Here is a 19,016-nt window from a genome sequence, read left to right on the forward strand (position 1 = left end):
ACAACTTTGTTGCACTTGACTTGACAATTGGGAAAAAAATTCGCATTCTTTCTCCTAAATATTTGTTAAAGGTGTCGCCGTATCTGGCGATGTATCACAAATATGAAAATCATGCTCAACCGCCAAATCAGCCTGTGCTAATTGATTGATCATTGTGATATGAGCCAATTCTTTGGTATTATTTTCTTTGCTAAGATGCCCTAGATAGATTTTCTTAGTGCGATAACCCAACGTACGAATCATGGTTTCTGCCCCGTCATCATTCGACAAATGTCCTTGGTCAGATAAAATCCGCTGCTTCAGGCTCCAAGGATAAGCTCCGCTACGAAGGATTTCAATATCATGGTTGGACTCGATCAAATACCCGTCCGCATTTTCAATAATCCCCGCCATACGATCGCTAACATAGCCAGTATCCGTCAGTAGAACAAAACTTTTATCGTCTTTCATCAGTCGGTAAAATTGCGGTGCAACCGCATCATGACTAACACCAAAACTTTCAATGTCAATATCGCCAAATGTCTTGGTTTTTCCCATTTCAAAAATGTGCTTCTGACTAACATCAATCTTCCCAAGCGCTACTTCCATAGCATTCCATGTTTCTTGATTGGCATAAATGTCTAAATGATATTTCCGTGCCAAAACGCCCACACCATGGATATGATCCTTATGCTCATGCGTTACCAAAATGGCATCCAAATCCTCTGGTTTACGGTCAATTTCACTCAATAAGCTGGTAATTTTCTTCCCAGACAAGCCCGCATCAATCAACAACTTCTTCTTTGGAGTTTCTAAATAAAAACAGTTACCGGTAGAACCTGACGCTAAAATACTATACTTAAATCCTTTCTCGCTCATGGCTATCCTTCTAATTCATCTTCTTCCCAATCATCATCTTTGACAGCTTCTTTGTCATATGGCAGAACGATTGTAAACGTTGAGCCTTTGCCATACTCGCTCTTTGCCCAGATAAATCCGTGATGTTGCTTAATAATTTCCTTAGCAATAGCTAAACCTAATCCGGATCCACCTTGTGCACGACTTCTTGCTTTGTCTACACGATAGAAGCGGTCAAAAATTTTCGGTAAATCTTTTTTAGGAATCCCTAAGCCCTCATCTGATATAGACAAAATCATTTGGGTCTCGGTTGTTTTCATACTCACTGTGATCTTACCGCCGTCAGGAGAATATTTAATAGCATTATTGATGATATTATCAATCACCTGTGTCATCTTATCCGTATCAATTTCAACCCAGATGGAGTTAATGGGGTAATCACGAATGATTTCATATTTTTTATCAGCATTCTGACTTCTGATTTTGTCAAAACGATTTAAAATAAACGTGATAAAAGCTGTAAAATTCGTCAGCTCAATATCCAAATGACTGGTAGCATTGTCAATACGTGACAAACTCAGCAAGTCTGAAACCATTCGCATCATCCGATTGGTTTCATCTAACGAAACCTTAATAAAATCTGGTGCAACTGGCTCAGACAAAGCGCCCTCATCTAATGCTTCCAGATAAGACTTGACACTGGTCAAGGGAGTACGCAATTCATGACTGACATTAGAAACAAATAGTCTCCGCTCACGTTCCTCTTTTTCCTGCTCCGTTGTATCATGCAGCACTGCAACCAGCCCTGAAATAAAGCCTGATTCTCGCCGAATCAAGGCAAATCGAACACGTAAACTTAAAAACTCTCCATTTTCATCCTGCGAATCAATGGTCAGCTCTGGAACTTTCGTAATCAAGTCTCGTAAGTCATATTCGTCTTCGATATCCAGCAGTTTTAAGATATTCATCTTTCGTGCTTCAGATTCTTTAACTCCCAACTGCTTGGTCGCCATATCATTGATCATGATAATCTGCCCACGACGATTGGTCGCAAGAACGCCGTCCGTCATATAGGATAAAATACTCGACAGGCGCTTAGTTTCTTGCTCTAAATTTTCATGCGTTAGACGGATTACCTCAGATAAATCATTGATACTATTAGTAATATCCGTAATTTCTGGGCCACCTTGCATATCTAAAACTTCTGAATAATCTCCTGCAATTAAGTCTTTCACTTTTTGATTCAATTGGCGAATACGAACATTATCACGTCGGTTTTCCAAGGAAAGCAAGGTAATCACCAAAATAAATCCTAAAATGAGTAAGACAAATACAAAATCTTTTGATACAACAAATTGTCTAATATTATCAATCATTGTTTCTCATGTAATATCCAACGCCACGCCGTGTTAAAATATACTCTGGTCGGCTAGGAATATCCTCAATCTTTTCTCTCAAACGGCGAATTGTCACATCGACCGTCCGTACATCTCCAAAATAATCATAACCCCACACCGTTTCTAGCAGATGTTCACGCGTCATCACTTGCCCGATATGCGTTGCCAAATGGTAGAGCAATTCAAACTCACGGTGTGTTAAATCTAATTCTTCGCCATGCTTTTTCACGACAAAAGCATCAGTCAAAATCTGCAAATCTCCAATCACAATTTCTGTCAGAGCAGCTTCTGCTTCTTGATTTTCAATTGTCAAATCTGTCCGCCGCAAAATGGCTTTAACACGCGCCTGCAACTCACGATTAGAGAAAGGCTTTGTCATATAGTCATCCGCACCGATTTCAAGACCAATAACTTTGTCAAATTCACTGTCTTTGGCAGAAAGAACGATGATTGGCACATTACTCGTTTTCCGAATCGTTCGCGCCACCTCTAAACCATCCATTTCGGGCAACATCAAGTCCAAAATCAAAATATCTGGACGTTCTGCTTCAAACATTTCTAACGCTTCGCGACCGTCGAAGGCTGTCACTACTTCATAACCTTCTTTTACCATGTTAAACTTTATAATATCTGAGATTGGTTTCTCATCATCTACAACTAATATTTTTTTCATTCTATTCACCTTTTTCTATCTTTTCATTATACCAAATTTTCCTTAAAATTTACCAATTCAACTCATAACACATCATTTCTTTACTTTACAAATTTAAAACAAATATGTTAAAAATATGACAGCAAAGACAGGCTTTCATATCAAAAAATAGTCCAGACAAAAGCGTCTTAGACCATTCATTGAATTTTTAGGAAAAACTATGAAACGCAATACACCTGTCTTAACTTTTCACTGCTACTGTAGTAATTTCCTAAAGAAGCAAATGCTCTGAACTACTAGATGTTCATTTACTTGTCTTTCTCCAGCGAAATATCCCATAACCTAACAGCATCCCCACCAATAAACAGATAAAATAGGCTGCATGATACAGTAAAATCCATTCACCAAAGATCATAATCGTCACAAAGAACATAAGCGTTGCTAAAAGCAAAAAACGGCAAGAAAAACCATATAGTCCAGCATAGACAGCTCCCACAAGGAATGTTGCCAGCGGTGAATATATCAAAACATTATTCACCACCAATCCCTTTCGTAACAATTCGTCCATCGGTATCACGTAAACAATTCCATAAAATAACAAATAGAAAAAGAGTAGTACGGCTAAAAAAGGAAGATCGCGTTTCATTTTCCCACCTCGCTAGTTTTGGAATTTTATTTCAGGTATTTCTGTATATTTTTGATTTGTCGTTTAGACGCTTTAAACATTCGTGCTGAACCATTTACAGGAAGAGCAATCGCTTTTTTAGGAAGATAGATAACCGATTTCGCTAATCGCTTACTAACAGACTCTTCCGGATGCAAATCATTGTTGAAATCTTTTGAAATGGTTAAATCCAAATAAAATTCATAGACACGACGGCCGAAGTTTTCAGCAGAGATTTCGTATAATTTTGCAGCGAGACTTTTCTCATCCAAATCCGGTGTTGCAATAACAGCTTCCAAAATCGCTCCTGCCAAATCACGTTCTTCATAATAAAGCGTTCCAAACATCTTGTCATTGATAACGTTGTCCAGATAAGGATTTCCGTGAGCAATAATAGGAGTGCCACTCGCTAGGCTTTCTAAATATGTCAAGCCCTGTGTCTCACTCGTTGAAGCAGAAATAAAGAAATCCGCTGCTTTATAATACAATGCTGTTTCACTTGGTGCAATCATTCCTGTGAAAATCACTGCATCTGTAATGTTCAACCGTTTGGCTTGTGATTTTAAGTCAGACAAATAAGGACCGTCTCCCGCCACTACCAACTTCACATCTGGATTTTCTTCCAAAACAGCTGGCAGAGCAGCTAAAACTGCCTGAATGTTTTTTTCATAAGAAATGCGTGATAGGCTAAGCAACATGGTTTCTTGATTTGAAATGCCTAATTTTTCTCGTAAATCAGCAATATTCTCAGCAGTAATTTCTGGACGTTCAAATTTGGCCAACTCAATTCCAGTCGGGATAACCCGTTTTTCTACTTTTACTTTGTATTTCATGAGTAAATCATAGACTATCTCGCTCGGACAAATCACACCGTCCAAATCACTCATAAATCCACGAACAATGTATTTGACCATACTAGGACGAATGACCATGCCTTTAGCAATATAACGTACATAATCCTCATACTGTGTATGATAAGTATGAACAACTGGAATTCGCAGCTCCTTTGCAATCCAAACACCTAATAAACCCAAAGAAAATTCAGTCTGGGTATGAATAATATCCAATTGATATTGGCGAGCAATCTCTAAAGCTGTTGAAAAACCGCGATAAGCAATTCGCCGATCTTTAAAGGCAAAAAACGGCACGCTGGGAATTCGAATAATCTGCCAATCCTCATAACGATTGACATCCTTATCTGTCGTTGTAAAAATAAAAACAGTATGTCCAAGCTTTTCTAATTCTGTTTTTAAAGTACGAATACTCGTTGCCACTCCAGAAACTTGAGGAAAATAGGTATCCGTAAAAAGACCAATTCGCATGCTACATCTCCAATACTTCTTGATAAGCATCCACAAGTTTATAAGCCACATCATCAATTGAACGACTCTGCGCTACCTTATAGCCAGCTTCTCGCTTATCTACTTTACCATCCAAAATCTTTTGGATAGAGTCTACAAATTCATCTACATTATGCCCCAATTCAGCCGATTGCTCATCAATCCAGCCCTCATATACAGGAATATCCCGTAAAACGACATGTTGATGACTAGCCAACGCCTCTAGCACTACAATCCCTTCTGTCTCCTCATAACTTGGGAAAAAGAAAAGACTGCTACCACTCATAGCTCCTTCAAAAACGGCACCTTTAAAATAACCCGGGAATTCAACATTTTTAGGATGATTAAAAAGCACAAGATTTCTGATTTTCCGTGGAATGATCCATTTGTTAATACTGCCCAACCAAATAAAGCGGACATCTGGCATTCTGCGTGCTACTTCTACAAAGTCTTCTATTCCCTTGCGTCTAAAATAAAGTCCCGCACAGACAACAACCTTGTCTCCTTCTTGGATATGAAAATGTTTTCTAAACACTTCTTCTTTATGTGGATCTTTTTGATATTTATGAAGGTCAATCCCATTAGAAACAGCCACAATTGGTGTTGTCACACCATAGCCCTGAATCAACTTTTTGGAGTATTCAGACGGTGTAATGATAAAATCCGCCATTTGGTACATGTGAGCTAGATATTTCCCAAAAGCAGAAGCAAAAAGATTTGACCCAATAAACGAATTGCGAAAATCTTCCTTCGTTGAATGCCCATGCATAATCACTTTTTTTCCTTGCTTTTTTGCTTTGTGCAAAAGTCGCAAACTCCTAGGTCCATAGGTATTGATATGCACTACATCATAATCTCCTGAAGGATCTGTCGTGTATGGAATCCCAGCCAAGTCCAGTGCTTTCATCTGATGCTGCAAAGCTCGTCCAATACCTGACTTTTCCAAAACTGCCTTGCCTTCTAAATAAAGTAATACTTTCATGTCTTCTATTATACCCAAAAGATAGAAAAAATAAAACCACAAAGATATAAAGCCTCTTGAAAACAAAAATGTCTGGGACAATAACATCTCAGACATAAACTACTCTTATAATAAACGAGTAGCAAAACGATTGGACAACGAACTTAAAATTGAAAATTTCAAGTTCTGTCTAACTCTACTTACTTTCTTGTTGAACGGCGCTCAATAAGACCATGAGCTAATACCACTTCGCGTTCTTCTAGCTCTTCCTTGTGCATAATCTTAGTCAACATGCGCATACTAATCGCACCGAGGTCATACAAAGGCTGACCAATAGTCGTCAAATTTGGACGGGTAAAACGTGCTACCTGCGAATCATCACTAGTAATGATTTCAAAATCTTCTGGTATATTTACACCTTTGTCTGATAATCCATTTAACAATCCAGCTGCCAGTTCATCACCAGTCACAAAGGCTGCTGTAGCCTTAGAAGCAATGACCCGTTCTGCTAATTGATAACCATCATCATAGCTGTATTTTGACTCAAAAACCAATCCTTCACTATAAGTAAGTTTAGCTTTCTTCAAAGCCTCTTTGTAACCAGCTAAACGAATCTTACCATTGATATCATCCACCAAAGGTCCGCTTACAAAAGCAATTTTTTGATTATTTTTCGTAAGACATTCAACTGCATCCATGGTTGCTTGCTTATAGTCAATATTCACACTTGGTAATTGATGCTCCACATCAACTGTGCCTGCAAGCACAACTGGCGTCCGCGAACGAGAAAACTCGGAGCGAATCTTTTCTGTTAAATGATAGCCCATAAAAATGATACCATCTACTTGTTTTGAGAACAGCGTATTAACAACAGAAACTTCTTTGTCATCATCTTCATCACTATTGGCTAAGACAATATTATATTTGTACATCTCTGCGATATCATCAATTCCTTTTGCAAGCGTTGCAAAATAACTGCTTGTGATATTTGGAATGACAACTCCAACAGTCGTCGTCTTTTTGCTAGCAAGACCACGCGCCACTGCATTTGGACGGTAATCCAAGCGGTCAATCACTTCCAAAACTTTTTTTCTTGTATTTTCCTTTACATTTTTATTTCCATTTACCACACGGCTAACGGTTGCCATTGAAACTCCCGCTTCACGCGCGACATCATAAATGGTTACTGTATCGTCTGTGTTCATGCTTCTTCCTTTCTATATTGAAAATATCGTTTTCACATTCCTACCAAACTCATTTTATCACTTATTGGAAACACTTTCAAGCATTTTGATAACTTTTTGAAAAATCTTGTTTTTTAGGCAAATTTTTAGCAATTTTACCAATGATTTTACAAGAAAAATGTACCCAATCTGTAAAATTTCTGAAGTGAAAAAAAGTTCTTACTGTCCTCTTGATTTTTACCTATTTTTTTGCAAAAATAGAGGGGTAGAAAGAAGGTACTAGAATGACCAAAATAAATCAAATTATTTCTTATCTGGAAACAGAAAAAGCAGATGTTGCCGTAGTTTCTGATCCTGTCACGATTAATTATTTAACAGGATTTTATAGCGACCCTCATGAACGTCAGATGTTTCTTTTTATTTTCACAAATCATGAACCACTACTCTTTGTTCCTGCTCTTGAAGTAGAACGTGCTAGTGTAATTGTTGATTTCAAGGTTCTAGGTTATGTTGACTCGGAAAACCCTTGGAAAAAAATCAAAGCAGCCTTGCCAGCGGGCAGTTTCCGAAACACTGCTGTTGAATTTGATAACTTGATTTTGACCAAATACAATGGATTGCGGACCGTTTTTGAACAAGCTGAATTTACAAACTTAACCCCATGTATCAATCGTATGCGCCTCATCAAATCAGCCGATGAAATCAAGAAAATGTTTGTCGCAGGAGAATACGCAGATAAAGCTGTTAAAATTGGTTTTGAGACTATTTCTCTCGATAAAACAGAAACAGATATTATTGCTCAAATTGACTTTGGTATCAAACAACTCGGATATGAGATGAGCTTTGAAACTATGGTTTTAACAGGTGATAATGCTGCTAATCCGCATGGCATTCCTGGTGCAAACAAAGTCGAAAACAATGCCCTGCTTCTATTTGACCTTGGCTGTATGGTCAATGGTTATGCCAGCGATATGACACGGACAGTTGCTGTTGGAAAACCAGATCAGTTTAAAAAAGACATTTACAATCTAACGCTTGAAGCTCAACGGGCAGCTCTTGACTTCATCAAGCCCGGAGTAACAGCTCATGAAGTAGACCGCGCAGCACGCGAAGTCATCGAAAAAGCCGGTTATGGTGAATATTTCAATCATCGTCTGGGACATGGTATCGGTATGAGCGTACATGAATTTCCATCTATCATGGAAGGAAATGATATGGTTATCGAAGAAGGTATGTGTTTCTCTGTCGAGCCTGGAATTTATATTCCAGGAAAAGTTGGCGTTCGTATCGAAGACTGCGGTCATGTTACAAAAGATGGCTTTGAAGTCTTTACAAATACAAGTAAAGATCTGCTCTATTTTGATTAAAAACTAAAAAGAAAGCTAAAATAGTTGATTTAAGGACTGAAGCCTGTATTGGATTTAGTCCTTTTGTTTTGGGTTCTAACTTTGTTGTAATCATTGAATTAACTAATTCTAACTCGTTTAGTAATTAAATCTGTTTTCAAATCTATAAAGCATCTTAACTTTTAACATACCAAAGAAAATTTTATTGTTCTTGATGTCAATTTCTTTTTATGCCATAAAAAGATGAAGAATTCTTTTCGACAAAAAATAATGACAAAATCAATTTTACATATTGTTATATTCTATTCATAACTTATTTCATAAGAAAAAACTCCATAGTTGAATTTTTAGCAAACTATAGAGATTTGTAGAGCTACTTATTACAGCTTTTTATTCACTATGTACTTTAAAAAAATCTTTTGACAAATAGCCTTTACCTGCCACCATATCATACTGAATCAACTTCAGGTCTTCTGCAATTTGCTGCCCTTCTGCATCCAAATCTTTTTTATCAACACTTGCCTTATGCAAAACTTCTGTTAATAAAGCATAATAAGGTGATACTTTTGAATTGGTTTGTTCTAACAATAGAGCTGTGAAGTCACTTGAATTTACAATCGGATAGTCCAATTTAGGTGTTTCATAATTACTCCACACAAAATAGTCTGTTAAATATTGACTCTCTGGATTATTTTTGAAAGCTGACTGTGGATAAAGCCCTGGTAAATGATCTCCATAAAAAACAACTGTAATTTTTTTATTTATTTTTGAAAGTTGATCAAGAAAATCCTTTGTGGCTACATCTGTGTGGTATAATAAACGAGTATAGTTAGTTAATTGGTCATTTTCATCACTAGAAAAATTTGAATTAGAAGCTTCAATATTATTTGGTTCTTCTTCTTTCCAAGGAGAATGATTTTGCATCGTCATAACAGAGAAAAATTGATTTTGGCTATCTTTCATATTATCAAGAATTAATTGATAAGAGGAACTATCACTATAATTTACTCCTTGATAATGAACATCTAGTCCTTTTGTTATTAAACTAACAAACTTAGAATACCCTAGAGATTTATAAATAACATTTCTAGAATAATTTGTTGGGGCAGCCAAGTGAATAGCGATACGATTCTTAGCTTCAAATTGGTCGCTAATAACAGGAAATTTGTTCATTTTAGGAACAACTTCTGTATAAGCAACAGAAATACTAGGTGACAAATTATAGAATGGTAGACCAGTTAGCGATTGAAACTCCATATTTGCTGTTCCACCACCATAGCCATCTGATTTCATTAAACCACTCGTAGTTTGGTTCTTAATGTCTTGAATATTTGAAATAGGATTTTGAGAAAGCTTAACCCCTTCAACACGAGCAGGATCAGAAAAACTTTCACTCAATATGTAAACAACCGTTTGTTCTTCTATCTTATTTGTTCGTTCTGTATTTAAAATTTGAGAAGCTTTTTGATATTTTTGCTCAATTGCTTTAATTTTTTCGGCACTATAACCCTGAGGTTTATACATGGTGCTGTCTGACAGTTGCGATAACCAAACAAATGCAAGTGAACGAGAGCGAGCATTTATCGTGTTTCCATACCAATTCAAATCTTCATAATTATTAAGAACAGAAATTATAGGTATGTTCTCTTGAATTTTACCGTCTTTTCTATTTGCAAATATCCCTACAATTGAGGTTAGAAATATTACAGTTAACATCAAAATAGAGAAACGATATTTGTAATTTTGTATGATCTTACTTGCTAATATTTTGTTTCTGAAAAAATAATACAAACTTACTATTACAAGAAGTCCTAGTAAAAGATATACTATATACGAAAATCCGTTAATGAATTCTAATAGTAGTTTAGGCTCCTTTAACCAAACTATATCACTAGGTAATATCGGTTCTTGACGAAATTGGAATTTAAGGCTACTTGCTACTGTCACCCCACTAATGACTAATAAGATAAATATTGTAGAAATTAAAAAACGATTAAATATTAGATAGATAATCAAAAAAATAACAAAGAAAATAATAATTTGAAATGGAGTTGCTCCTGTTGAAAGGCGAAATTCTGCATCCCCTCTTATACTATTTTGTATTGTAAAATTAAAAACAATCGCAAATAATAGACTTAATAAGCTCGCAACTGAAAAACTAGCTTTATTTTTACAAATATCCTTTATTGCTTTTACTGAGAAAAAACTAGGAATGATAAGTAGAATCGTTAAATAAACCAGTAATCCTATTAAAGAGAAAGCGAAGTAATCGGTTATTTGAAATTTATTATTAACAATAAATTTCTTTAAAAAACTAGTCTGCTTAAGAAAGTTTAATGTTTTACTATCTAATAATACGAAATTCAATAATATCTGTGATAAAAAGAATGTTTCTAAAATATCATGATTTTCATTATCAATTCTCAAACTATTGAATTTTATATTATTTAATTTAGGAATATATTTAAAAATAATTGCTATCAACAATGTAGGAATAATAAAAACTAGCGAATTATATTGTAAAAAGTGATTAGCTTTAAAATCCCATAGATTATAAGAAGATACCGTCAAATGCATAGACATTTCTAGCAAGTAAGAAAAAATTAAATAGCCAATATAAATAAATAATATAAAAGCATATAATTTTTTATTTACAAATTTTGATATAACATATCCTAAAAATATTTCTACTGCTAGTACACATAACAAGCCTAGCGTTAGATATGAATTGATTGTTATATTTTTACTTTCTTCTAATATAAAATTTAAACAAGCCCCTATTACATTAAAAAATAAGAAGCTGATTAACAATATACTAAATTGTCTATAATATTTAATTAAAAATTTCATAATGATTGCCCAATAAAATTGATTTATCTTAATTACTAAAAGACAAATCTAAGTAGTCTTTAATAAAGAAATTTCCTCAATGTTTGTTATAAGATAAAATCAACTTGAAAAGCTTCAAGAAATAATTCTTCTTTTTAATCTTCTCAGCAAATATTTAACAGCACTCCCTGGTCCACGATAGATATATTTCAGAGCACCTTTAATGCCGCCAATATTGTCAAAGTTTATATATGTATTTGGCAGGGTATCTGGACGGATATTTAAAACGATATTATCCACAAAAGGAGTGATATAAATCTCATTTTTAGAGATTGCATAGTCATAACGTTGAGACCAAGCTAAATAAACTAAAATTCGCTCAATGGAATGTAGAATGGTATGTTGAGGCAATGGTTCTGCTGGAATATCAGCATCTTGCAAATTCAAATCAAATAAAGGCTTTAGAGCATCATATTTGAACCAAATAAAGGTTCCATAACTCATGATAAATGTATTTAATTGATTGAAATCTATAGACCGTTTAATATTCATTCGTTCCCAGAGTAAATTCATATCATCTGCAAATTTATTCTCATTCCACGGATCAACAATCTTTGTATAACGGAAAAAAGTTGGAATATCAGCAATAACTAAACCTAACCGTTCATCACTTTCCAAACTAGCCATAATTTTATCCGCCGGTTTGATTAACATATCAAAAAGTTCATTTCTCCATGAATCTCCTACCCAATGCGGATATTCTGGAGATTTTTTCGTATGAAAATGACCAATATAATCATATTTTGATAGTTCATTTTTGAGTTTTAACATCGGAATAACATCACGACCGAGATTTCCAGTAATATAAACTTTGCCTACCTTACCACGTTCTGTTAGAATCTTCTCAATTTCTGCTTTCTTTTTCTCAGAATCTGTTGTCAAAAACAAATCATAATCAAAATGAAAATTTTCAAAAGCCGTTAAAAACACTTCCAAAAGATCTACATAATAAGTATGGAGATGCACCGCAACTTTCTTTTGATTTGAATACTGAAGTTGATTATCTTTTAATACTTTTCTATCAAGCAAATATGGAGGCGTTGGTAAACTCATATCAGACATGTGAGATAAAATAAATTCTGTCGGATAATCTGATACCTTTTCAATCTCTTGCAGTAAGTAAGGGGCTAAATGTTGAGTTAAATCAAACGTTTTTATCTTAATAAAAGGAACGTGATTTTCCAACAAAACATGCGGATAATGAATTGTGAAGTTACTATGGAAGAAGTCATCCTTTAAAGGCACTGTATCCAAAATTGTCTGGTATTTAAAACCTGCATCTACAAATTTCTTAGTGTACTGGGTCTCATAATTATCAATAACCTTTTGTACATCTATATAATTTTCAATTGATTGCCAGAAGTTTTGAAATACAGTTGACTGAACGATTCTCTTTTTAAAAGAAATAAAATAAGATTGAAGATGCTCATTAATGAACAGATTTCTTTGTTTTACTTCTTGATGATTTGTCATTCCCCAAAAATCTACTTCTGGATCAGACTCATATCTTTGATAAATAGGTTCCATATCCCAAAGTGGACCAAAACAGGTATCGTTCATTACGGTAATTGAATCATATTCTTTCAACTTATCAAAACCGACTAAAGCCATACCATCATGCCAAGCTCCAAAATCATAGCCAGTATTTTCACGTTGAATAAATTCATCAATCAGCTTTTTGTCACGAAGTTTTTCCACTTCAGATAGGCTTAACTGACTATTTGAAATAAAAATAAGTTTTTCAAATAAAGGTCGCATATGTTCAATTTGGTAAAATACATGTCGACTGATATGGTCGTATTTGTTAAAATGAACATAAATTAATAATCGTTTCATTGTCTTCTCCTAAAGAAGTTAATAATTTTAGTCGGAATTATCCAGCGTCGGCTCCCTATAACCGCATTGTGTTCATGAACTAATTCTTGATAATTACATTCTAACTGGTGAATACGCTCTTCCAAATTCGTAATGTTCTCCAGCAATTTCTGGTTAACTTCATTCGCCTCTGATAGTTCAGTCAAAACTGAACCTTCTTTCATAGGATCAGAAATATCTTTCATTTCATACGAAAAAAGAAATTCTGAATCCTCAACATCATCAATCTGATAATGAAGTTGAGGATCATTTTTCCCGAAAAGCAATTCATTAGAAAGCAAGAGTCCGTTTGTAAAGGCAACTTTCAACTCTGTTTGTTTATGATAAGTTTTTAGACTAACGTTTTTATAATAATTGGGAATCTCAGATAAATCAATTCTCAATCTAGCTGCTTCATGTGGAATCTGAAAATAAAGCTCATCTGCATACTGTAATGGGAATTTCAGACTATTTGTTTCCGAAAATTCTTCATCTGCCCGTGCATAAAAAATCGTAATACGCTGCTTCTTTATATTCAATATGGAATGATTTGGCAACGTTTCTCCTAGCAAGGAGCTAATAGCTTGTAGTGATTTCTCTGTTCTTGTTGAAAGAGATGCTAGATGTGCAAGTAAATTATCATAACACTTATCAAGCGTGTAAAGCTGTTTAGCTCTCTCACTTGCAAGAACTGCATTACTCTTATTTATATCGAAATTTTCAAGAACATCTGCCATCTCATCAGCCAATGAATCAATATTTCCTAGCTGATAGGTTGTACCTACATCAAAATACTCTTTCACTGATTTATAGCCATTATTATTTGAAACTATTGTAGGAACTCCCCTTAAAATAGATTCAATGAAAACAAGAGGAAAGGCTTCGGATTTAGAGGTGTACACACAAATATCTGAATCTGTCACTTCTGTCCACGGCTGGTCATTATAACCTAAAAATTGGACATTAGTTAATTCATACTTCTCAATAAAAGCATCGCATTCCTTTTTCGCCTCTTTTTGCCAGCCGCCAATAAAAATTAAGGGAATATCATAATAGCGACTCAGTTTTTTATAGGCTTTGAGAAGCTCAATTTGATTTTTATTTTCATTTATGACACCAATTGATACGATTCTTCTTTGATTAGACTTGCCCAAAACTTCAGATGTAAATTGTGTGTAAGGAATAAATGTTTCTAAATTAGCAGGATTGTTGTTTAGCGCAGCTAATGTTTGAGCTAGATTTCCTCGTACAGAAAAAACTTTATCCGAATTCTCAAAAATAAAATTCATTTTTTTAGTATAATATTGAAATTCTCTCTCTGGAAATTCATGAATAAGCCAAAAATGTGGAATATTCTCACAGGCTGCAGCTACAGCTCCTTGAAAAACATTTGCTGTGTTAGAAATAACTAAATTAATATCTTGCTCAACAATAATATCCCGTATTTCTTTAATATTCTTTTGATAATATATTACCCTTTCTTCCTTAGAAAAGAGACGATCGCCTGGTGCTTCTTCCCACCACCATTTTATCGTAGATAGTGGAAATAAATGAACATTGGCATTCGACAGCTTGCTTTCATAACTTGCATGAGTTGGGTGCCCGTTTTCAGGATAGACGTTGTAAATGTCATAGCCTATTTCAGATAAATAAACCATTAAATTCGTTATTGATTTCTCGGCTCCATTATCTAAAGTTCCAGTTGGAGAGATAAATAAAATACGCTTTACCATATTAAGCCCTCGCTTTGTAAAGTTTTATGTGTGCGATTCTTGCCAACTTCCATTTCTAACAAGTAAACCTGTTGCCGAATCTAGTGCTGATTCGTCATCCTCTGGAATATCATTCCGTTCAATAAAGACGATTGGAGCTTTTGAAGATACGGCAAAGGCTAAAACACGTTTGTCAGAATCACGAATGGTTGCTTCCAATCTTAAACGAGCATGATTTAAATAAGGAAGTTTGCATGTATAGATGACTTTCTTTTCTCCTGTTCCACTAATTTTTAAATCCATAGAATTATCATTGTAATAGCCATAATTAGTGTTTATATCAACGAACGACATAGCAATATGAGTCTTAATATCTTGAAGCTGTGTAAAAGTAAATTCAAACTTCAATTCATCGTCTGGTGTTACTTGATTTGGAGATAACAATTTTACTTCAAAATTTTCAACCAATGCAACTTGTTTCGTTTTATTCTCTGAAGCAGCAGCTTTTTCTTGTGTTGGTTGAATCGCATTATCAAAGCTATATTGATTCGCAACATCATCCGGATTTCCAATCGCCTTAATCAATCCGTCCTCAATCAAAACAGCTTTATTGCAATATTTCTTAACAGCGCCCATGTCGTGCGTAACAAGAATGGTTGTTTTCCCAGATTTTTTTCGTTCTAAGAAATAATCGTTACATTTTCTCTGGAAAGCTTCATCACCGACTGCAAGAACTTCATCAAGAATGAGAACATCACCTTGTGCTTTAATCGCGACCGAAAACGCCAAACGAACTTGCATTCCGCTTGAATAATTCTTCAGTTTTTGATTCATAAATTCATGTAACTCAGCAAAATCAACGATATCATCGTACATAGCATCAATTTCTTCTGTTGTAAAACCAAGCATGGCACCGTTCATATAGACATTTTCACGTCCAGTTAATTCTGGGTTAAAGCCGACACCAAGTTCAATAAAAGAAACCATTTTCCCATTAACAGTGACTTTTCCTTTCTCAGGGACATAAATTTGAGAAATGATTTTTAAAAGAGTGGACTTTCCTGAACCATTACGGCCAACAATCCCAAAGAAATCACCTTCTTCGACCTCAAAGTTAATATCTTTTAAAACATGTTGTTCCGTATAGCCTTTAATTCCCTTAAAATAATTGACTAAATTGGTACGTAAACTTTGCGTTGCTTCAGTAGGAAGTTTAAAATACTTGCTGACATGATCAACTTTTACTGCAATTTTTTTATCTGACATTATAAAATCTCCGCGAATCTCTTAGCATTTTTGTGGAAAATATAATACCCAATTCCAAAGATAAAGAAAGGAAGAATGTAGGGTACCATAGCAACACCTTTATGACCAATTAAATCCCAGCCACGCATGCTTCCTGAAAAAACAATATAGTGCCGCAAATCTTGAATAATCTGTGCCAAAGGATTTAGCATCATGAGTTTTGCAATTGTTACCTGACCACGTTGCAAAATAAAGGTAAGAGAGTAGATAATAGGTGTCGCATACATTCCTGCTTGCATCACCACTTCCCAAATCGGACCAATATCTCTATATTTAACAAATAACGTCGCCAACACAAAAGCGATTCCTGTTGAAAATAAAATCAATTCAACAAATAATGGAATAACTGTAAGCCAGCCAATGGATACTGCTACTCCATTAACCAAAGCAAAGATGAAAACGACCAATAAATTAATAGAGTAGTTAATTGCTGCACCAACAACTGAAGAAATAACAATAATCTCTTTTGAAAAGTTCAGTTTCCGAAGCAAATCACCACGAGAAACGATAGACATCATCCCCATATTTGTAGCTTCAGAGAAGAAATTCCAAGTTACCATACCGATTAAAAGACCGATAGCATAATGTGGCGTTCCATCATCAAATCTCAAGAAGCGCACAAAAACTAAATACATAATCGTAAATAAGAGCAAGGGCTTCAAAATTGACCATAAATGCCCAATCAAGCTCCCTTGATACCGTAATTTAAAATCTGTTTTAATCATCTCGCGTAAGAGAATCATATTTTTTCGACTAAATAAGTCCATCATTACTCCTTATAAGCAAATTTTGTAAGAATTAGGGTTGTAAAGACAAAAGTGTGGAAGGCGCGATTCTTTCGATAGCCATATTTTTGAAGACGATGCAAGCGCTCCATAAACGGGACTTCCATAATTGTCACAAAATTTTCTATCAGTTCTTTATTTTGAGTAGCCAAAGGCAAGGCCAATAAATTCCTTGCTTGTTCTTGGCTATCTTGAATCAATTTCCAATATTTTGCGAAGAGAATATGCGGGCGAATCCAATTCTGCATCCTTTTTCTGAGGGTTCTTGCACCTAAAACATTATTGGAATGTTGCCGATACAGTTCACTTGGTTGGTCTATATAGACTAAGCGACCAAATGCTGCTGCTAACAAAGCTAAATACCAGTCATGCATGAGAAGGTCATGAACTTCTTGACCCGTCCATAAGTCAGCCAGAGCTTGGTTAATCATAGAAACGCCGCCTGTAACAGTATTTTCTGTTAATTCTTGAAGCAGTTCCGTGTTTGCATGGTCAGACTGTGTACGAATCATACTTTCATGTACAACATTTAACTCTTGATTTACAACTTTTAAATCCGTATACACCAGTAAAGGTTGACTGTCATCGTGTTTAAGCGCTTCTTTTAGCTGCATTTCTACTTTCTTCGGCAACCAGACATCATCCTGGTCGCTAAAAAAGTAAACATCTGATGTTTGATATTTCAAAAGATCAAAGAAACTTTTGATAACACCAAGATTTTCGACACTATCAGGATTCACAAAATGAATGCGATTATCTTTTTGACAAAAATCTTGAATAATCTCACGCGTCTTGTCTTTAGAACCGTCATCTCGAATCAACAGTTGCCAGTCTGTATAGGTCTGCTGCCGAATACTTTCAATCTGTTCTGCTAAAAACCGTTCACCATTGTAGGTGGACATGAGAATGGTCACTTTCATGATAAAAATAATTCCTCGTATTCACCCACAATTTTTTCCCAAGTGTAGTGTTCTTCCATGTTTTCTTTCGCAGCTTGACCTAGATCTGAAAAGTCGGACTGTTTATCTACCTGATGAATTAAATCAACTAGGCTGTCTTCTTTCTTATCCCAGTAAAGAGCTGTTTCTTTTGCCACTTGTCGATTAAAGTCCACACCCAGCACTAAATTCAAATCTGTCTGAGCTAGCGCCTCCAGCAGTCCAGGATTGGTGCCGCCGACCTCATGACCGTGAATATAAGCAAACGCTTGATTGCGAATATACTTCAATAATTCTTGATCATAAACAGTACCGACAAACTTAATCCGCTCATCTTGGTCAAAATTTGTTTTTTGTCGTAGTTCTTCAAAATAAGCATTACCTTGATGATTGCAGACAATCAGCAAGTCTCGTTGCGTCTGTGACTTCATAAACTCGTGAATGATGATTTCATAGTTATTTTCTGGAACAAAACGCCCAACAATCAAATAATAATCTTTTTCCTTACTTGCCCACGTGTCAAAAAAGTGTCGAACTTTTTCATCCTGAGCAGTTAAAGATGACAAGCGCAAATCGGTCCCATAGGCAATGAAGGTGGTTTTAGCCCACGGATAAGCTTTCTGGATATAGCTTTCAATTCCTTGATTGTCCGAAATCACCAAATCTGCATGCTTGGTCATCACTTTTTCAGAATATTTGAGGTACTTTTGAACGGGCTTAGACCACTTAGCACGTTTCCACTCAAGTCCATCAGGATTGATATAAAAGATACCATCAGCATGGTGAATTTTTCGAGCAAAAGGTGCGATAAAAGCTCCGATTGTATTTCCTAGGATATAGAAAATAGGACGCTCAATCTGTTTTTGCTTGACTAATGTAAGTGCGTAGTTGATTGCCATCATATCATAAGCAATAACACGAGCTGGACCAAGTTTTGGTGCTTTAATCGTAAAACAGTCTACGCCTTTGTAATCAAAATGATGATAAGCTTCATCATCTGATAAACAAGCTACATGGTATTGGATTTGAGGAGATATGCGGTTCTCCACTAATTTCTCAACAAAGGTTTCAAATCCACCATATTTAGCAGGAAGGCCACGACTTCCTATGATGAATACATGTTGCATGATTTTCCTCATTTCAAGATTTTGC

At 35.3% G+C, this 19,016-nt stretch carries 15 protein-coding genes; 1 reads left to right on the forward strand and 14 read right to left on the reverse strand.

Annotation, left to right across the window (positions count from 1 at the left end):
- Positions 1–54 precede the first annotated feature (54 nt).
- The 7 genes from HMPREF3249_RS08145 to ccpA form a co-directional block, all read right to left on the reverse strand.
- A complete protein-coding gene (locus HMPREF3249_RS08145) occupies positions 55–858 on the reverse strand; it encodes an MBL fold metallo-hydrolase (protein WP_003027672.1) in 804 nt (267 codons plus the stop codon).
- 2 nt (positions 859–860) lie between these two features.
- A complete protein-coding gene (gene vicK / locus HMPREF3249_RS08150) occupies positions 861–2,213 on the reverse strand; it encodes a cell wall metabolism sensor histidine kinase VicK (protein WP_049533030.1) in 1,353 nt (450 codons plus the stop codon).
- Positions 2,206–2,907, reverse strand: coding sequence for a response regulator YycF (gene yycF, locus HMPREF3249_RS08155; RefSeq protein WP_059220602.1), 702 nt, complete (start codon positions 2,905–2,907; stop codon positions 2,206–2,208). Before yycF ends, vicK begins: the two co-directional genes overlap by 8 nt.
- A gap of 283 nt (positions 2,908–3,190) precedes the next feature.
- Positions 3,191–3,532 (reverse strand): hypothetical protein, encoded by a 342-nt coding sequence (locus HMPREF3249_RS08160; RefSeq protein WP_049533028.1) that lies wholly within the window; start codon positions 3,530–3,532, stop codon positions 3,191–3,193.
- Between the two features lie 26 nt (positions 3,533–3,558).
- Positions 3,559–4,872: a glycosyltransferase family 4 protein gene (locus HMPREF3249_RS08165; protein WP_022525097.1), complete on the reverse strand. Its 1,314-nt coding sequence runs from the start codon at positions 4,870–4,872 to the stop codon at positions 3,559–3,561.
- A gap of 1 nt (position 4,873) precedes the next feature.
- Entirely contained in the window at positions 4,874–5,872 is a 999-nt protein-coding gene (locus HMPREF3249_RS08170) for an LTA glycolipid anchor biosynthesis glycosyltransferase, IagA/BgsA family (protein ID WP_021001528.1), read from the reverse strand.
- A gap of 179 nt (positions 5,873–6,051) precedes the next feature.
- Positions 6,052–7,056 carry a catabolite control protein A gene (gene ccpA / locus HMPREF3249_RS08175; RefSeq protein ID WP_022526272.1) on the reverse strand — a complete coding sequence of 335 codons (1,005 nt, stop codon included), beginning with the start codon at positions 7,054–7,056 and terminating at the stop codon, positions 6,052–6,054.
- Positions 7,057–7,319: 263 nt separating this feature from the next.
- On the opposite strand from ccpA, the gene HMPREF3249_RS08180 reads away from it, so the two are divergent.
- Complete coding sequence (locus HMPREF3249_RS08180; protein ID WP_059220600.1) at positions 7,320–8,402, forward strand: M24 family metallopeptidase; 1,083 nt, start codon at positions 7,320–7,322, stop codon at positions 8,400–8,402.
- A 369-nt stretch (positions 8,403–8,771) separates the two neighbouring features.
- Here the strand turns inward: HMPREF3249_RS08180 and HMPREF3249_RS08185 are convergent, their stop codons facing one another.
- From HMPREF3249_RS08185 to cps2T, 7 genes are all read right to left on the reverse strand, one after another.
- A complete protein-coding gene (locus tag HMPREF3249_RS08185; RefSeq protein WP_070867562.1) occupies positions 8,772–11,231 on the reverse strand; it encodes an LTA synthase family protein in 2,460 nt (819 codons plus the stop codon).
- Positions 11,232–11,345: 114 nt separating this feature from the next.
- Positions 11,346–13,106, reverse strand: coding sequence for a rhamnan synthesis F family protein (locus HMPREF3249_RS08190; protein WP_003040103.1), 1,761 nt, complete (start codon positions 13,104–13,106; stop codon positions 11,346–11,348).
- Complete coding sequence (locus HMPREF3249_RS08195) at positions 13,103–14,857, reverse strand: glycosyltransferase (RefSeq protein WP_059220598.1); 1,755 nt, start codon at positions 14,855–14,857, stop codon at positions 13,103–13,105. Before HMPREF3249_RS08195 ends, HMPREF3249_RS08190 begins: the two co-directional genes overlap by 4 nt.
- A gap of 24 nt (positions 14,858–14,881) precedes the next feature.
- Positions 14,882–16,102, reverse strand: coding sequence for an ABC transporter ATP-binding protein (locus HMPREF3249_RS08200; protein ID WP_049533022.1), 1,221 nt, complete (start codon positions 16,100–16,102; stop codon positions 14,882–14,884).
- Positions 16,102–16,908, reverse strand: a complete 807-nt coding sequence (locus tag HMPREF3249_RS08205) for an ABC transporter permease (RefSeq protein WP_003040405.1) — start codon at positions 16,906–16,908, stop codon at positions 16,102–16,104. Before HMPREF3249_RS08205 ends, HMPREF3249_RS08200 begins: the two co-directional genes overlap by 1 nt.
- Before the next feature lie 2 nt (positions 16,909–16,910).
- Positions 16,911–17,846: a glycosyltransferase family 2 protein gene (locus HMPREF3249_RS08210; RefSeq protein WP_070867563.1), complete on the reverse strand. Its 936-nt coding sequence runs from the start codon at positions 17,844–17,846 to the stop codon at positions 16,911–16,913.
- Positions 17,843–18,991, reverse strand: coding sequence for a beta 1-4 rhamnosyltransferase Cps2T (gene cps2T, locus HMPREF3249_RS08215; RefSeq protein ID WP_070867564.1), 1,149 nt, complete (start codon positions 18,989–18,991; stop codon positions 17,843–17,845). The genes HMPREF3249_RS08210 and cps2T overlap by 4 nt, the downstream gene beginning before the upstream one ends.
- Between the last annotated feature and the right edge of the window lie 25 nt (positions 18,992–19,016).

The sequence above is a fragment of the Streptococcus sp. HMSC36C04 genome (assembly GCF_001839535.1).
GTDB classification, from domain to species: domain Bacteria; phylum Bacillota; class Bacilli; order Lactobacillales; family Streptococcaceae; genus Streptococcus; species Streptococcus hominis.

What these genes read in the sequence shown, in the direction of transcription:
- HMPREF3249_RS08145 (WP_003027672.1), bottom strand. Translation starts at nt 858, where the DNA reads ATGAGCGAGAAAGGATTTAAGTATAGTATTTTAGCGTCAGGTTCTACC.
- vicK (WP_049533030.1), bottom strand. Translation starts at nt 2,213, where the DNA reads ATGATTGATAATATTAGACAATTTGTTGTATCAAAAGATTTTGTATTT.
- yycF (WP_059220602.1), bottom strand. Translation starts at nt 2,907, where the DNA reads ATGAAAAAAATATTAGTTGTAGATGATGAGAAACCAATCTCAGATATT.
- HMPREF3249_RS08160 (WP_049533028.1), bottom strand. Translation starts at nt 3,532, where the DNA reads ATGAAACGCGATCTTCCTTTTTTAGCCGTACTACTCTTTTTCTATTTG.
- HMPREF3249_RS08165 (WP_022525097.1), bottom strand. Translation starts at nt 4,872, where the DNA reads ATGCGAATTGGTCTTTTTACGGATACCTATTTTCCTCAAGTTTCTGGA.
- HMPREF3249_RS08170 (WP_021001528.1), bottom strand. Translation starts at nt 5,872, where the DNA reads ATGAAAGTATTACTTTATTTAGAAGGCAAGGCAGTTTTGGAAAAGTCA.
- ccpA (WP_022526272.1), bottom strand. Translation starts at nt 7,056, where the DNA reads ATGAACACAGACGATACAGTAACCATTTATGATGTCGCGCGTGAAGCG.
- HMPREF3249_RS08180 (WP_059220600.1), top strand. Translation starts at nt 7,320, where the DNA reads ATGACCAAAATAAATCAAATTATTTCTTATCTGGAAACAGAAAAAGCA.
- HMPREF3249_RS08185 (WP_070867562.1), bottom strand. Translation starts at nt 11,231, where the DNA reads ATGAAATTTTTAATTAAATATTATAGACAATTTAGTATATTGTTAATC.
- HMPREF3249_RS08190 (WP_003040103.1), bottom strand. Translation starts at nt 13,106, where the DNA reads ATGAAACGATTATTAATTTATGTTCATTTTAACAAATACGACCATATC.
- HMPREF3249_RS08195 (WP_059220598.1), bottom strand. Translation starts at nt 14,857, where the DNA reads ATGGTAAAGCGTATTTTATTTATCTCTCCAACTGGAACTTTAGATAAT.
- HMPREF3249_RS08200 (WP_049533022.1), bottom strand. Translation starts at nt 16,102, where the DNA reads ATGTCAGATAAAAAAATTGCAGTAAAAGTTGATCATGTCAGCAAGTAT.
- HMPREF3249_RS08205 (WP_003040405.1), bottom strand. Translation starts at nt 16,908, where the DNA reads ATGGACTTATTTAGTCGAAAAAATATGATTCTCTTACGCGAGATGATT.
- HMPREF3249_RS08210 (WP_070867563.1), bottom strand. Translation starts at nt 17,846, where the DNA reads ATGAAAGTGACCATTCTCATGTCCACCTACAATGGTGAACGGTTTTTA.
- cps2T (WP_070867564.1), bottom strand. Translation starts at nt 18,991, where the DNA reads ATGCAACATGTATTCATCATAGGAAGTCGTGGCCTTCCTGCTAAATAT.